Below are 14,816 nucleotides of genomic sequence, written 5' to 3'. Positions count from 1 at the left end.
CCGCACGGGTTTTCCGTGCCCGGCGGCGTCCGATCCGAGGCCGATCCGATTTGATCCGGGCACCCCGGGCGCCGGTAACCTGAACCATTGCCGTTACGCCCGTCACCCGACCCACCACTTCGTCGGGGCGCCTCGCGCCGCCGACGCCCGCGCCGCCGGTCGCCCCGCGCGCCCGCCGCGAATTTCCCACCCGTCCCGTCAAGCCGTAATGAAGAGAGCACCGTGGCCGCCGACAAGATCGACACCATCGTCAGCCTGAGCAAGCGCCGTGGCTTCGTCTATCCGTGCAGTGAGATCTACGGCGGTCAGAGGGCCGCCTGGGACTACGGACCGCTCGGCGTCGAACTCAAGGAGAACATCAAGCGTCAGTGGTGGCGCTACATGGTCACCTCCCGTGAGGACGTCGTCGGTATCGACTCCTCGGTGATCCTGGCCACCGAGGTCTGGCAGGCTTCCGGTCACGTCGCGACCTTCACCGACCCGCTGACCGAGTGCACCTCCTGCCACAAGCGCTTCCGCGCCGACCACCTCGAAGAGGCCTACGAGGCGAAGCACGGCAAGGCGCCCGCGAACGGCCTGGCCGACCTCAACTGCCCCAACTGCGGCAACAAGGGCACCTTCACCGAGCCCAAGCAGTTCTCCGGCCTGCTCTCCACCCACCTCGGCCCGACCCAGGACAGCGGCTCGGTCGCGTACCTGCGCCCCGAGACCGCCCAGGGCATCTTCACCAACTTCGCCCAGGTGCAGCAGACTTCGCGCCGCAAGCCCCCGTTCGGCATCGCCCAGATGGGCAAGTCCTTCCGCAACGAGATCACGCCCGGCAACTTCATCTTCCGCACCCGCGAGTTCGAGCAGATGGAGATGGAGTTCTTCGTCAAGCCGGGCGAGGACGAGACGTGGCAGGAGTACTGGATGGAGCAGCGCTGGAACTGGTACACCGGCCTCGGTCTGTCCGAGGAGAACATGCGGTGGTACGAGCACCCGGCGGAGAAGCTCTCCCACTACTCCAAGCGCACCGCGGACATCGAGTACCGCTTCCGCTTCGGCGGCAACGAGTGGGGTGAGCTGGAGGGCGTGGCCAACCGCACCGACTACGACCTGTCGGCCCACTCCAAGGCCTCCGGCCAGGACCTCTCCTACTTCGACCAGGAGGCCCAGGAGCGCTGGACGCCGTACGTCATCGAGCCCGCCGCCGGTGTCGGCCGCACCATGCTCGCCTTCCTGCTCGACTCCTTCGTCGAGGACGAGGCCCCCAACGCCAAGGGCAAGATGGAGAAGCGCACCGTGCTGCGCCTCGACGCGCGCCTGGCGCCGGTGAAGGTCGCCGTCCTCCCGCTGTCGCGCAACCCCGAGCTCTCCCCGAAGGCCAAGGGTCTGGCCTCCGCGCTGCGCCAGCACTGCAACATCGAGTTCGACGACGCGGGCGCCATCGGCCGCCGCTACCGCCGCCAGGACGAGATCGGTACGCCGTACTGCGTCACCGTCGACTTCGACACCCTCGACGACAACGCCGTGACCGTCCGCGAGCGTGACTCGATGAAGCAGGAGCGGGTCTCCCTCGACCAGATCGAGGGTTACCTCGCGGGACGCCTCATCGGCTGCTGAACCACATGACCACATGAACCAAAGGGAGTTGACGGGCGGCGCGCGTCGCTCGTCCGCCTGACGCGGTAACGACGTCGGCCGTCAGGACCATCACCTGGTCCTGGCGGCCGACGTCGTGTCATGTGTGGGGGCGAGCCCGCTGGGCGCCCAACTACGGTGCCACGCGCGTAGCGCCCGCGGCCGCGTCGGCCGCGCCGGGGGAGTGGGCTCAGCCGGTGCCGAGTACGAGGGCGAGCTGGCGCCCCTCCTTCGCGTCGGTGTCGGCGGAGGGCCGGTCCGCCTGGTCGTCGCCGAGGTAGAGCCGGTCGCCGGTGAAGATGATCCGCCGGTCCGCGTAGACGAACATGTCGCCCTCGATCTCCTTCACCGCGTCGGGGCTGCGCATGAGCTCCTCGGTGGCGAACGACTTGGGGTCCAGCCGCAGCACCGCGCCGCCCTCGCTGGCCTTGCTCTCCTGGTAGACGATCACGCTGCCGTCCTTGTCGACGTGCACCGGGGCGAGGTCGGTCAGCTCCATCTTCTTGGCCTCCTCCTCCGTTCCCTGGGTCGCGCCGACCTTCTTGCCGGTCTTCAGGTCGAGAGCGGTGACGATCTGGCCCGAGTACGAGCCCGAGACGCCGGAGGCGAGGTAGATGAGGCCCTTGTCCTTGTCGATGGCCAGTTCCCGGCAGCCCTCCACGTTGACGCCGGGGCACTCGGGTTCGTAGCCCGCGGCGACCACGTCGATCTCGCTGAGCACCTTGCCCCGCGCGGCGCTGTCGTCGACGGTCACGATGTCGGTCACATTGGTGCCCGCCGCCGCGTCACCGGTGTCCACGCCGAGGACCAGGGGGTCGGTGGCGAGCACATGGACGTGTTCGGGGGTACCCGGCACCGCGTAGGACGACGTCACCTGCCGCGTCGTGGGATCGACCGTCTCCACCGTCCACGTGCTGTCGGAACTGGAGTCGCCGCTCTCGCACGTCTTCAGCGCGACGAGCTTCTTGCCGCCGCCCCCGTAGCCCGCGTCGGTGCACTCGGCGTCGTACGCCTTCGGCTTCCACAGCGGCTTGCCGTCCAGGGACCAGGCCGCGTCACCGTAGGTGCCCCCGGCCGCGACGGTGCCGCCGCCGATGGTGACCTCGTCGAACTCGATCGTCTCGCCGTCGGGGTCCGCGGCCGTCTTCTTCCAGACGAGCTCGCCCTTGTTCAGGTCGACCAGGCCGACCTGGTTGCAGTCGGAGTCCTCGGAGGCGCCCTCCTTGAACAGCACCGCGGTCTTGCCGTCCTCGGTCATGTGCGGTGACGACCAGCAGATCTGGCCGCCGAAGGGTATCTCCCACTGCTTGCTGCCGCCGTTCGGCGTGTACCCGACGAGCTTGTTGACGTCGCCCTTCACGAAGTTCTTCTCCGTGACCCACATGCCCATGGTGACGGTCTCCGTCCCGACCTTCGGCGTGGGAATCTTGGCGAGCACCTTCGCCTGCTCGCCGGAGGCCCCCGGCCCGCCGCCCTTGCCGTCACCGCCGTCGTCGTCCCCGCTCATGGCCAGCACTAATCCACCCGTGGCAAGGAGCGCCACCACGACGACCCCGCCGATCACCATCGGCATACGGGACTTGGGCCCGCCCCGCCGTCCATGGCCCCCGCCTCCGCCGTAGTCCCCCGGCGGCTGGGGCTGCGGCGGCAGCGGAGGCTGCTGCGGTGCCTGGTGCTGCTGGGGGTACTGGGAGTGCTGGGGCTGCTGGGAGTGCTGGGGGTAGGGAGGCTGCTGCGGGGGCTGCTGCTCGTACGGAGGTTGCGACACGAAACGTCTCCTCAATGCGGTACGCCCGCCAAATCCCATACATGGCGGGCGAGTTGAGGATCAGATCCTTCACCGCGGGTCACGGAGATTTCAAATCGGGAATTCCTGTGAAGCCGCGTTTTCGAATGATCCGTGAATTCTTGTCCGAACCGGTCCGTCGAAGCGGTCCGGCGCCCGGCGCCACACCCTCGACCCGCATTGGCCATCCGCGTCCCGTATCCGGAACCGGGTGCCGCGTTGCACACTGGGCCCATCCCGAACCAGGAGGCAGCAGATGCCGTCCATGACCACCAGCAAGGTCAGCAGATGGGACCAGCACGGACGTGAACACACCGTGCACGTCAGTAAGTCGGGGGTGCAGCGGACGCTGCGCTGCGCGACCTGCGGCTGGCAGAAGAAGGCCCAGTTCCTGCCCTGGCTGAAGGCCGAGGAACATCTCGCCGAGGAGCACCAGGCGACCGTCGACCCCACGGACAGCTGACCCCGGACAAGTGACTCCGGACGACTGACTCCGGACAACTGACCCCGAACCACTGTCCGTTGACGAGCGTCCGGCCCTTACTTCACCGACTGGCCTTGCTCCGGCCGGAGTCGGGCCGCCAGGTGTACAACAGCCGGACGGGTGCCGACGGTTGCCCGGCTTCAGTGGGAAATAACGGGTCTACGCGCGGCCACCTGCGACTTTGCCCTTGAGTCCAACGGCGGGTGGTGTCACGCTCGTTGAGGCCCGGCAGTCGGCCGGTCCACACATGCCGCCCCCCACTTCCCAGCGGCAGGTGTCATCTCTTCCGGGGAGAGGAATCTTCCGTGGACAAGTCCCGAATATCGCGCGCCGCGCTGGTCTCCGCCGTCGCCCTCGCCGCGGCGGCCGCCGGTTCGCTGCCCTCCGTCGCGGTCACGCCCGCCGACCGCGCCGTCCCCCACACCGCCGTCACCGCCTACGACGACACGTACTACGAGGGCGCGATCGGCAAGACGGGCCAGGAGCTCAAGAGCGCCCTGCACGGCATCATCAGCGAGCAGAGCAAGCTCTCCTACGACCAGGTCTGGGACGCGCTCAAGGCCACCGACGAGGACCCGCAGAACTCCTCCAACGTGATCCTTCTCTACAGCGGCGCCTCGCAGAGCAAGGACTCCAACGGCGGAGACGCCGACGACTGGAACCGCGAGCACGTCTGGGCCAAGAGCCACGGCGACTTCGGCACCTCCACCGGTCCCGGCACCGACATCCACCACCTGCGCCCGACCGATGTCACGGTCAACAGCACCCGCGGCAACAAGGACTTCGACAACGGCGGCAGCCCGGTCGACCAGGCGCCCGGCAGCCTCACGGACGGCGACTCCTTCGAGCCGCGTGACGAGGACAAGGGCGACGTCGCCCGCATGATCCTCTACATGGCCGTCCGCTACGACGGCGACGACGGCTTCGCCGACCTGGAGCCCAACGAGCAGGTCGACAACGGCTCCGCCCCGTACATCGGCAAGCTCTCGGTGCTGAAGCAGTGGAGCCAGGAGGACCCGCCGAGCGACTTCGAGAAGAACCGCAACGAGGTCATCTTCGACCAGTTCCAGCACAACCGGAACCCGTTCATCGACCACCCGGAGTGGGTCGAGTCGATCTGGTAGGACCCGCTGTGCGGGATGCGTGAGACGGATGGGGTCCGGTACCGATCAGCGTCGGTGCCGGACCTCTCCGTGTCTCTCCGGCAGTGCCGGGCTGTGATCCGTCATCTCTCCTCCCCAGTAACGGAGTTCACCCACGTGACTACTTTCCGTGTGGTTATGGTTACGGAAACGCAGTCCCCGGCGGCTGTTCCGTGCCGTGGGCTGCCCGAGCGCCACGGGCGGGGCGCGTCTGCCCAGCGAAGCCCAGAGGGAGGCGACATGCCACCACGGAAGCCGCTGTCCGGCGAGAGCCAGACTCCGAGGGAGCGCTACGCCGAGGAGTTGAGGACGCTCAGAGAGCGAAAAGGTATTACCCTCCGGGCGCTGGGCGAGATCGTGCACACCGATCACAGCCACCTCGGCCATATGGAACACGGTAAGACGGTGGGAGGCCCCGAACTCGCCCGAGCGCTCGACAACTACTACGGCGCCACACACCTCTTGATCCTCTGGGATCTGGCCAAGCGCGACCCCAGCCAGTTCCGGGAGCGCTACCAGCGGTACATGTCGATGGAAGCCAACGCGCTGACCCTGTGGCATTACGCGGTGAGTGCTCCATCGGGTTTGCTCCAGACGGGTGGGTACGCCGAGGAGTATCTAGCGGCGGGCGGCCTGGCCGGCGAGGAGCTACAGCAGCAGGTGGAAGCGCGCCTCAGCCGACAAGCGATCTTGAGTGGGACGGATGCCGCTCACTTCCGCGCGATCCTGTCCGAGGCGGTGCTACGAACTCCGTTGCGTGACGCCGAGGCGTGGCAGGCGCAGCTTGAATTTCTGGCCGATTCGGCGGAGCGCCCGAATGTCGCGCTCCAAGTGCTCCCGCAGGGGGCGGGGTTGCACCGCCTGATGAACACCGATGTGATGTTCCTGCGGCTCGTAGACGGCCGTACGGTGGCGTACGTGGAGGACTACGCTCACAACGAACTCATCGAGGAAACCAGCCGAGTTGAGCGATTGCAGCGCGCGTATGATGCGGTGCGCGACATGACTCTGTCCCCGGCGGAGTCGAAGAAGGTCATCTTGCAGACGTTGGAGGAAGCACGGTGCGAACCATCGACCTGAGCGTCGCCGCATGGCGCAAGAGCTCCTATAGCAACGCGGACGGCGGGCAGTGTGTTGAGGTCGCCGCCGACTTCCCCGGTGCCGTTCCCGTACGTGACTCGAAGGCGGCCGACGGTCCTGCGCTGATCTTCGGTTCCGCTCCGTGGTCGACGTTCGTAGGCGCCGTCCGGTCCGGCGAATTCTCCGCCTGACTCCGCACACCCAGGAGCCCCGCCGTCCGCCGCCGCAGCGGAGAACGGCGGGGCCTCGGTGTGTCCGGGCCGCTACGCAGCGCAGCGATAGCGGGAGGCCCCCGACGACTTTGGCCCACGCGCCCTCATGCGTGAAAATAGGGCAATGCCCATGTCCTCCACCGCCCTGAAGCCGCTCACGATCGGTCCGCACCTGGTCACGCCGCCGGTCGTGCTCGCCCCCATGGCGGGCATCACCAACGCACCCTTCAGGACGCTGTGCCGTTCCTTCGCGCAGGGGCGCGGATGGCCGGACGAGGCCACCGAGGCCGCGCCGGTCCCGGCCACGCCCGTCCCGGCGGGCACGGCGCACAAGGGTCTTTTCGTGAGCGAGATGATCACGACGCGGGCGCTGGTGGAGCGCAACGAGAAGACGATGCAGCTCATCCACTTCGACGCCGAGGAGCAGCCCCGCTCCATTCAGCTGTACGGAGTGGACCCGGTCACCGTCGGCAAGGCCGTCCGCATGATCGCGGAAGAGGGTCTCGCCGACCACATCGACCTCAACTTCGGGTGCCCGGTGCCCAAGGTGACCCGCAAGGGCGGTGGCTCCGCGCTGCCGTACAAGCGCAATCTGCTGCGCTCGATCCTGCGCGAGGCCGTCTCGGGCGCGGGGGAGCTGCCGGTCACGATGAAGATGCGCAAGGGCATCGACGACGACCACCTGACCTATCTGGACGCGGGCCGTATCGCCGTCGAGGAGGGGGTGACCGCGATCGCCCTGCACGGCCGCACCGCCGCCCAGCACTACGGCGGCACCGCCGACTGGGAGGCGATCGCCCGGCTCAAGGAGCATGTGCCGGAGGTTCCGGTGCTCGGCAACGGCGACATCTGGTCCGCCGAGGACGCCGTGCGCATGATGCGCGAGACCGGCTGCGACGGTGTGGTGGTGGGCCGCGGCTGCCTCGGCAGGCCGTGGCTCTTCGCCGACCTGGTCGCGGTACTCGACGGGGGCGGCCGTCCGGCGGCGCCGACGCTGCGGCAGGTGCGCGGCGTGATGCTGCGGCACGCCGCGCTGCTCGGCGAGTGGATCGGTGACGAGGCGCGTGGCGTGATCGACTTCCGCAAGCACGTCGCCTGGTACCTCAAGGGCTTCGCGGTCGGCTCCGAGCTGCGGCGCCGTCTCGCCGTCACCTCCTCGCTGGACGAACTCCGGGCCGGACTGGACGAGTTGAACCTCGACCAGCCCTGGCCCGTCGGCGCGGACGGCCCGCGCGGCCGCACCTCCGGCAACAACCGGGTGGTCCTGCCCGAGGGCTGGCTGAAGGACCCGTACGACTGCGCCGGGGTGGGCGAGGACGCGGAGCTGGACACCTCCGGCGGCTGAACCGCTCTGCGGGGGCCGGGAGTTCGGCCGGTGCGGCGAGAGTGCGTGCCAGGCGGGACTTTGCGGACACGGCCTAACTCCAGGCCAGCCCGGAGCGCTCGGACCAGTACGTCTCCGGGAGCACAGCCAACTCCGCGACGAGATCGGCGAGTTCGTCGGACGAGAGACGGACCTCGGCGGCACGGAGGTTGGCGGCGAGCTGGGCGGTGGTGGCCGCACCGGAGAGCACGGACCGGGCCCAGGGCTGGTGGAGGGCGGCGGCGAGGGCGAGGGCGTCGTACGAGGAGCCCGTTCGCTCGGCGAGGGGCGCGAGTCGGGCCTCGACGGCCGGAGCGGGGTGCGCGAGGCGGCCGTTGGCCAGGGCTTCCTTCACGATGACGTCGCGGCCGGCGGCGTGGGCCTCGGCGAGGGCCGGTCCGGCGGACGGCTCCAGGAGGTTCCAGGTGGCCTGAACCGTCCGGAAGAGGGGCTCGCCGTCGACGGTGATGGCAAGGGCCGCGCGGATCGCCTCGTGCTGCCGTGGACCGCTGGTGGACAGCCCGATCACGACGCCTTCGGCGGCCAGTGCGGCGAGGCGCCGGTGCAAGGTCGTGTCGAGGAGGGCGGGACTGTCCGGGGTGACCGAGTGCACCTGGTAGAGGTCCAGGTGGTCGCCGAGCAGTTGCCGGGTCTGCGGGAGCTGACGGTCGAAGGCGGCCACACCATGGTCCTTGACCTCATGGACCTCGGCTCGGACCTGCCAGTCGGCGGTGTAGGTGTAGCCCCACTTGCTGCCGACCACGACGTCCGGCCGCCGCGGGCCCGCGTGCAGCCACTGCGCCAGGAACTCCTCGGCCCGGCCGTAGGAGCGTGCCGCGTCGAAATAGCGCACGCCGTGGTCGTAGGCGTGGTCGAGCAGTTCGTGCGCCCGTGCGCGCATCGCGTCCACCCCGCGGTCGGCGGGCAGATCCCGCTCCCGGCCGAGGTTGATGTACCCGGGCCGCCCCACCGCGGCCAGCCCGAACCCGATCCCCTTCGGCACCCTGGCTCCGGACAACTGTCGTTCGACCATGGTGGACGGTTCCTCCTGTGCGTACCTCGTCCGGCTTCGCGCGTTCCTCAGGCTGGCAGGCTACGCGCGGCCGTGCGCGGGTGAGCTGTCCGCCGCCTCAGATGCCGCCGATCCAGTACAGCGTGTAGAGCGCACCGGCCATCGGCGCCGGGAAGGCCACCGCGCCGAGGACCGCGAGCCGGATCGGCTTCGGCAGGTCCGTGGCCACGAGAAAGGCGTTGAGTGCGGCGACGACCGCCACCACGGCGGCCAGCGCACCGCCCGGCAGCAGGAAGAGCGGCAGCGGGTTGCCGCCCGCGATGACCGCCCAGAAGGCGATGTTCAGGGCGCAGAAGATCAGCCAGCCGAGCGAGAGCGCGGTCAGGAGCCAGAACGCGACGGCGAGTGCGGATGCCGTGCTGTGGGGCCGTGCCACGGGCGGCGTCCAGGGCCGGTGCGGCGCGGGCCCCGGGCCCGGCCCGGGCGAGTGCGGCGGTACCGGCCCGGTGACGAACTGCGGCCCGTTGTACGGGTGTTGCGGTGGTCCGAACATCGCGTACGCCCTCCGGCTTCGGCCCCCGTCCGGGGCGGTGCTGCCAGTCTCCGAGGGCGCCGCGCCACCGGCATCGGTGCGGATACTCAGCGGGCGGCCGGGTACCTACTCAGGTCCCCGGTTCGCCTGCCGTCCGGGCGCGGCAGGCGAACTCTCGCCCCGTGCACCCGGCACGCCCGTATCCCCGCCAACTCCCTGAGCGGGCAGGGAAGTCACACACCTCCCACGGCGCTGAGCAGCGCCAGCGGAGCGGCCGCCGAGCAGGACTCGCGTACGCAGGCGTGCGGATAGGGCACGGGTACCGAGTGACTCGCCCGGGAGTAGCCGGCGATGACCTCGGGCAGGCGGCGGTCGTTGGTCGCCGCCGCCTCGACGAGGGCCGTGGCGACGGCCGTGGCCTCGTCGTGCAGCCCGTAGCGGGCCAGGCCGAGCGCGATCACGGCGTTGTCGTGCGGCCAGACGGAGCCGCGGTGGTAGGAGAGCGGGTGGTAGGCGCCCTGGCCCGCGGCGAGTGTGCGCACGCCCCAGCCGGAGAAGAAGTCCTCTTCCAGGAGTCGGCGGCCCACGGTCTCGCCGTATTCCTTGTCGAGCAGCCCCGACCACAGCAGATGGCCCGCGTCCGAGGCGAGCGCGTCGTACTGGCGGCCGTCGGCGTCCAGTGCCAGCGCCGGGAAGCCGCTCTCCTCCATCCAGAAGTCGCGCTGGAAGCGCTCGCGCAAGTCGGTTGCACTGCGGGCGAGTTGGGCACTGTAGACGGGGTCCTGCCACACGGTGCGGGCGAGTCCCGCGGTGCGGCAGAGGGCGTCGTACGCGTAGCCCTGTGCGGCGGCCGCGGTGACCGGGCCGGTGGGGCGCTCGCCGTCGGCGGAACAGATAGCGCCGGGGGAGTCCTTCCAGTTCTGGTTGGCCAGGCCGCCCTCGTCGGCGCGGTAGACGAGATAGCCGCGGGAGGTGAGGCCGCCGTGGTCGAGCATCCAGGTCACGGCGGCGCGGGCGTGCGGCTCCAGGCGGCGGGCGAGCGCGGTGTCGCCGGTCAGTTCGGTGTAGGTGCCGAGCAGGACCAGGAAGAGCGGGGTGGCGTCGACGCTGCCGTAGTAACGGCCGTACGGGACCTGGCCGAAGTGGGCGAGTTCGCCGTGCCGTACCTCGTGCACGATCTTGCCGGGCTGTGCCACGGCGGCCCTCTCGCTGCGGGTGGCCTGGGCCGCGGCGAGGGCGGGCAGCGTGGCGGCGGCCAGGGCGGGCCGGTAGGGCAGTGCGAACAGCGAGGTCAGCAGGGCGTCGCGGCCGAGCAGGGCGAAGAACCAGGGAACTCCGGCGGCGGGTACGCGTAAGGTCTCGCCGTCGGGGCCGAGCGCCGGGACCCGGAGCACCGCCAGGTCGGCGAGGCCCCGGGTGCAGGCGGCGGCCAGGTCCGGCCAGGCGGGCAGTTCGACGCCCTCGGTGAACTCGCCTTCGACGTCGGCGAGTTGGGCTGCGGCGAGGTCGGGTGTGGCGGGGACGGCGGGGGTCTGGCCGCCGTGTGGCCGGGCCAGTACGCGCAGCAGCAGTTCCTGCTCGCCGTGCGGTGCGAGGTCGAGCTGCCAGAGCAGGCGGCGGGCGCCGGTGCCGGTGTGGGTCACGGCGTCGGGGGCGGGGGCGCAGTGGACCACGGTGGCGGAGTGCCAGTCGCCGCGCCGGTAGCCGAACTCCACGCCGTCGTCGAGGACTTCGCGGCTGCGTACCGCGCCCGGCTTGGCGTACGTCCGCAGATCGGCGCGCAGCTCGAACTGGTCGGTGAAGTCGGCGTCCACGGTCAGCTCGATGCGCAGGCCGAGCGGCACGGGACGGTTGGAGACGACCCGCAGTCGTTCGGTGAACCCGCCCTCGCAGACCGCCTGTTCACGGAAGAGGGTGTACGCGGGCGGCTCCTGGCGGCCGCCGCGCGGCACCAGGACGGCCCGCGCCGGGGCGGCCCCGGTCAGCGGGCTCAGCACCTCCGGCACGGCGCCGTCCACGGTCAGCTGCCAGCGGCTCAGATGCCGCGCGTCGCGTACGAAGAGCCCGTCCGGCGGGCTGCCGTGCGGGTGGCTCCCGCCGATGTCGCCGCTGTCGTCGAGCGCCGCGAACGTCCCGCTGTGCACCAGGAGTTGCTGCCGTAGTCCTCTGCTCATGTGTCCTCGTCCCCGTCCTTGTCCTTCTTGTCTTTGTCGTCGTCGGCGGCGTCCCCGTGCGGGGGGACGCCGCACAAGCCCCCGCCCCGGTCGCCCGAGGCGTCGTGCAGAAGATCCAGTGCCAGGGCCGCCGTCCAGCCGAAGCCGCGTGCCCCGAGCCCCTCGCCGGTGTACGGGTCCACGTACTCCGCGAAGCCGGTCGCGGGCGCGAGGGTGCGCACCGCGTGGCCGAGGGTGTCCGCGAGTGCCGTGAAGCCGCCGTCACTTGGGCGGCGGGCGGCCTGGACCCGCAGTCCGCGCTCCAGCAGCCAGGCGGTGTTGAACCAGGCCGGTCCGCGCCAGTAGCGGCGGGCGTCGAAGGCGGGCCCGGTCAGGTCGTAGCTGGGGACCAGGCGGGCGGCCCCGCCGAGTGCGAAGTGCGGTCCGCCGAGGGTGCCTACGAGCGCGTCGGTCACCTGCTCCGGCAGTCCGGGGAGGATCAGCGGGACCAGACCGGCGACGGAGCGCTGTCCGACCAGGGTGCCGGAGACGAGGTCGCGGCAGAGGAAGATGCCCGCCCGAGGGGACCACAACCGCGCCACCAGGGCCCGGGTGCCCTGCCGCGCGCGTTCTTCGCAGGCCCGTGCCTCGTCGAGGTCGCCCAGTGCGTGGGCGATCCGCGCGAGGGCGTGTTCGGAGGCGAGCAGCAGGGCGTTGAAGGCCGGGTCCTCCAGGGCGAAGGCCCCGAAGTCCCGTGCGGTGTCGGCGTATTGGCCGTCGCGGTAGTCGGCGGCGAGCCGGACGTAGCGGCCGTAGTCCAGGTCCGTGGGCCGGGACCGGGCGGCGCCGTGGTCGAGGTCCGCGCGGCGGAAGGCGGCGGCGTCGACCGGCTCGACCCGGGCCAGCGCCGCGTCCCAGCAGGGGCTGTTGTCCATGCCCTGTTCCCAGGGGTGCAGCACGGCGGCGAGGCCGTGGCCGCCCGCGTCGCGCGCCCCGCGCAGGTAGCGGTGCCAGGCGGTGAGCCGGGGCCGCAGGGCGGGCAGGAAGCCGCGGGCCCGGGAGAGCTCCGGGTCGGCGCAGTGCACCAGCCAGGCGGCGAGCGCGTGCACCGGCGGCTGCACCAGGCCGGAGGTCTCCACCGCGATCGGCGCTCCCCGTGCACGGCCCGCGCGCGAGGAGCGCCAGAAGTCGGGGCTCGGGAAGTAGGAGTCCAGTGGGACGGCCGGATTGAACACGATGTGCGGCAGGCGTCCGTCGCCCCACTGGGCGTCGAGGAGGGTGCGCAGTTCCGTCTGCGCCCGGGCGGGCGAGAGGTGGCGCAGCCCCACCGCGATGAACGCCGAGTCCCAGGACCACTGGTGGGGATACAGGCTCCGGGAGGGCACCGTCGATGTTCCGGTCCAGTTTCCTTCCAGCACGCGGGCCGCCGTGACGTGCAGCGACCCGGCGTCGCCGGTCCGGTCGTATGCGAAGTGCCGTGCCGGGCCCGGCTGTTCGCGGCATCGCTCGGCGGACGGGGGAGGATGAGCGGTGGGCGAGGCGCTGGGCCTGGCGGCCAGCCGGGTCGAAGGGTCCACGCGGGTTCGCTCCCCAGGACGTCTGCTGTCTGCCGAACCGGTTCGGCAGCAACTACCGTAGAGTTACGCTCATTTAACACGCAGAACTCACTATGTAATGCGTGTTCGGTGGGGGCAAGGGGTGAGGATGCCGAGGATTCACAGCGGTGCGACGAGCGCGGGCGACCTGCTCCATCTCGTACGCAGCGGCCGGGCCACCACCCGCGGCGCGCTCCAGGAGGTCACCGGACTCTCCCGGGCGACTGTCGGGCAGCGCCTTGACCGGCTGTTCCGGGCGGGCTGGCTGCGCGAGGGCGCGGTGGGCCGGGTCGAGTCGCCGCTCGGCGGACGGCCCTCGGTGCACCTGGAGTTCGACGACTCCCACGCGGTCGTGCTCGCCGCCGACCTCGACACCCACCGCGCCCGCGCCGCACTGCTCGATCTGCGCGGCTCGATCCTCGCCCGGTACGAGGGCGAACTCGCCGTCGACGCGGGCCCGGACGCCGTACTGACCACCCTCGCCCGCTGGTTCGCCGTGCTGCTGAAGGAGACCGGGCATCCGGCCGGGGCGGTGTGCGGGATCGGTCTCGCGGTGCCGGGGCCGGTCGACCCGGCGAGCGGGATCGTCGTACAGCCGCCGATCATGCCCGGCTGGGACGGCGTCGACGTACCCGCCCTGATGCGCCGGGCCTTCGCCGCACAGGCGGGCGGCCCCGACCCGGACCGCGGGGACGCCCTCGGCACCCCGGTCCTGGTCGACAACGACGCCAATCTGATGGCGTACGGCGAACAGCGCACCGCCTATCCCGACTGCGCGGCCTTCGCCCTGATCAAGGTCTCCACCGGGATAGGCGCGGGCGTGGTGGTCGGCGGCGAGCTCTACCGGGGGGTGGACGGCGGCGCCGGGGACATCGGCCACGTCCGGGTACCCGAGGGCGCCGACGAGCCCTGCACCTGCGGCGCCCACGGTTGCCTGGCCGCGGTGGCCAGCGGACGCGCGCTGGCCCGGCGGCTCACCCGAGCGGGCGTCCCGGCGGCGGGCGGCGCGGACGTACGGGCACTGCTCGCCGCGGGCAACCCGGCGGCGATACGGCTGGCCCGGGAGGCGGGCCGCCGGGTGGGCGAGGTCCTCGCCACCGTGGTCACACTCCTGAACCCAGGCGTCCTGATGGTCGGCGGCGACCTCGCGGGGACGCCGTTCCTGACCGGGGTGCGCGAGCTGCTGTACGAACGGGCCCTGCCGCGGTCCACGGCGCGGCTGCAGATCGTCCCGCCCGCGCTCGGCGAGGAGGCGGGGCTGGTGGGCGGGGCCGCGCTGGTGGTGGAGCACCTCTACGCTCCGGCCCGGGTGGAGGAGCGGTTGGCGGCGCTGGGCTTCTGAGGCGTCGGCACGCCGCACGGTGAACGCCCACTCGCCCGCCCTCACATGAGCTCTCGGCACGAACGTGCCCGGCCCCTCCCGGGTCCGCCCTCCCATTCGCTCCGCATCCGCTCCCGTATGCGCCTCGCCCCTCCATCCGCTCCATGACCGCACTCGCCGACCGACCGTCCGAAACGGGAACACCGAGGTCCGCATGATGAACTCCGGGGCGGCTTGTGTGGCGTGATTCTCGCCACCTTGATCGGGGGTCCGCTCAGATGAGCGCTTTGAGGCTGCCTGCAAGACTCAAAGACCATGGCACGGAGTGCCACCGCTCGATCATTTAAGAAGTGAACACACTTGTGATCCACTAAGCTCATCTGAGCTTCTAAACCTGGTCTACGCGAATAGATGCGTTCGGCATGTGAAGAGTGGTTCCGGCCACGTAGGACGTCCTGCGCCGGTTTGGATCCACTGGCGGACGCCTGGTTACAGCGGTATGACGTTGGAGTG

General features: G+C 70.8%; 12 protein-coding genes. 7 read left to right on the top strand and 5 right to left on the bottom strand.

Going from position 1 to position 14,816, the window contains the following annotated elements; genetic code table 11:
- Positions 1–222 precede the first annotated feature (222 nt).
- A complete protein-coding gene (locus tag HUT18_RS08140) occupies positions 223–1,605 on the top strand; it encodes a glycine--tRNA ligase (RefSeq protein WP_176099122.1) in 1,383 nt (460 codons plus the stop codon).
- Between the two features lie 208 nt (positions 1,606–1,813).
- Here HUT18_RS08140 and HUT18_RS08135 read toward each other — a convergent pair whose 3' ends face one another.
- A complete protein-coding gene (locus HUT18_RS08135) occupies positions 1,814–3,391 on the bottom strand; it encodes a YncE family protein (RefSeq protein WP_254878478.1) in 1,578 nt (525 codons plus the stop codon).
- Between the two features lie 274 nt (positions 3,392–3,665).
- On the opposite strand from HUT18_RS08135, the gene HUT18_RS08130 reads away from it, so the two are divergent.
- The 5 genes from HUT18_RS08130 to dusB all read left to right on the top strand — a co-directional run bounded on the left by HUT18_RS08130 (position 3,666) and on the right by dusB (position 7,672).
- The gene (locus HUT18_RS08130; protein WP_176099121.1) at positions 3,666–3,872 is read left to right on the top strand and encodes a hypothetical protein; all 207 of its coding nucleotides are present in this window, start codon (positions 3,666–3,668) and stop codon (positions 3,870–3,872) included.
- 326 nt (positions 3,873–4,198) lie between these two features.
- Positions 4,199–5,017, top strand: a complete 819-nt coding sequence (locus tag HUT18_RS08125) for an endonuclease I family protein (protein WP_176099119.1) — start codon at positions 4,199–4,201, stop codon at positions 5,015–5,017.
- 258 nt (positions 5,018–5,275) lie between these two features.
- On the top strand, positions 5,276–6,115 hold the full coding sequence (locus HUT18_RS08120; RefSeq protein ID WP_176099117.1) for a helix-turn-helix transcriptional regulator: 840 nt from the start codon (positions 5,276–5,278) through the stop codon (positions 6,113–6,115).
- Positions 6,097–6,306: a DUF397 domain-containing protein gene (locus tag HUT18_RS08115; protein WP_176099115.1), complete on the top strand. Its 210-nt coding sequence runs from the start codon at positions 6,097–6,099 to the stop codon at positions 6,304–6,306. Before HUT18_RS08120 ends, HUT18_RS08115 begins: the two co-directional genes overlap by 19 nt.
- A 151-nt stretch (positions 6,307–6,457) precedes the next feature.
- Positions 6,458–7,672 (top strand): tRNA dihydrouridine synthase DusB, encoded by a 1,215-nt coding sequence (gene dusB, locus HUT18_RS08110; protein ID WP_176104362.1) that lies wholly within the window; start codon positions 6,458–6,460, stop codon positions 7,670–7,672.
- Between the two features lie 73 nt (positions 7,673–7,745).
- On the opposite strand, the gene HUT18_RS08105 is transcribed toward dusB, so the two are convergent.
- The 4 genes from HUT18_RS08105 to HUT18_RS08090 form a co-directional block, all read right to left on the bottom strand.
- Positions 7,746–8,723: an aldo/keto reductase gene (locus tag HUT18_RS08105; RefSeq protein WP_176099113.1), complete on the bottom strand. Its 978-nt coding sequence runs from the start codon at positions 8,721–8,723 to the stop codon at positions 7,746–7,748.
- A gap of 97 nt (positions 8,724–8,820) precedes the next feature.
- On the bottom strand, positions 8,821–9,138 hold the full coding sequence (locus HUT18_RS08100; protein WP_176099112.1) for a hypothetical protein: 318 nt from the start codon (positions 9,136–9,138) through the stop codon (positions 8,821–8,823).
- A gap of 329 nt (positions 9,139–9,467) precedes the next feature.
- The gene (locus HUT18_RS08095) at positions 9,468–11,408 is read right to left on the bottom strand and encodes a glycogen debranching N-terminal domain-containing protein (protein ID WP_176099110.1); all 1,941 of its coding nucleotides are present in this window, start codon (positions 11,406–11,408) and stop codon (positions 9,468–9,470) included.
- On the bottom strand, positions 11,405–12,964 hold the full coding sequence (locus tag HUT18_RS08090; RefSeq protein ID WP_254878477.1) for a hypothetical protein: 1,560 nt from the start codon (positions 12,962–12,964) through the stop codon (positions 11,405–11,407). Before HUT18_RS08090 ends, HUT18_RS08095 begins: the two co-directional genes overlap by 4 nt.
- A gap of 127 nt (positions 12,965–13,091) precedes the next feature.
- On the opposite strand from HUT18_RS08090, the gene HUT18_RS08085 reads away from it, so the two are divergent.
- A complete protein-coding gene (locus HUT18_RS08085) occupies positions 13,092–14,324 on the top strand; it encodes an ROK family transcriptional regulator (RefSeq protein ID WP_176099108.1) in 1,233 nt (410 codons plus the stop codon).
- The last annotated feature ends 492 nt before the right edge of the window (positions 14,325–14,816 follow it).

It is taken from the genome of Streptomyces sp. NA04227, assembly GCF_013364195.1.
Lineage (GTDB): Bacteria > Actinomycetota > Actinomycetes > Streptomycetales > Streptomycetaceae > Streptomyces.
Note: the sequence above shows the minus strand (reverse complement) of the source record. Positions and strands in the feature narration are given on the sequence as shown.

What these genes read in the sequence shown, in the direction of transcription:
- HUT18_RS08130 (WP_176099121.1), top strand. Translation starts at nt 3,666, where the DNA reads ATGCCGTCCATGACCACCAGCAAGGTCAGCAGATGGGACCAGCACGGA.
- HUT18_RS08120 (WP_176099117.1), top strand. Translation starts at nt 5,276, where the DNA reads ATGCCACCACGGAAGCCGCTGTCCGGCGAGAGCCAGACTCCGAGGGAG.
- dusB (WP_176104362.1), top strand. Translation starts at nt 6,458, where the DNA reads ATGTCCTCCACCGCCCTGAAGCCGCTCACGATCGGTCCGCACCTGGTC.
- HUT18_RS08105 (WP_176099113.1), bottom strand. Translation starts at nt 8,723, where the DNA reads ATGGTCGAACGACAGTTGTCCGGAGCCAGGGTGCCGAAGGGGATCGGG.
- HUT18_RS08095 (WP_176099110.1), bottom strand. Translation starts at nt 11,408, where the DNA reads ATGAGCAGAGGACTACGGCAGCAACTCCTGGTGCACAGCGGGACGTTC.
- HUT18_RS08085 (WP_176099108.1), top strand. Translation starts at nt 13,092, where the DNA reads ATGCCGAGGATTCACAGCGGTGCGACGAGCGCGGGCGACCTGCTCCAT.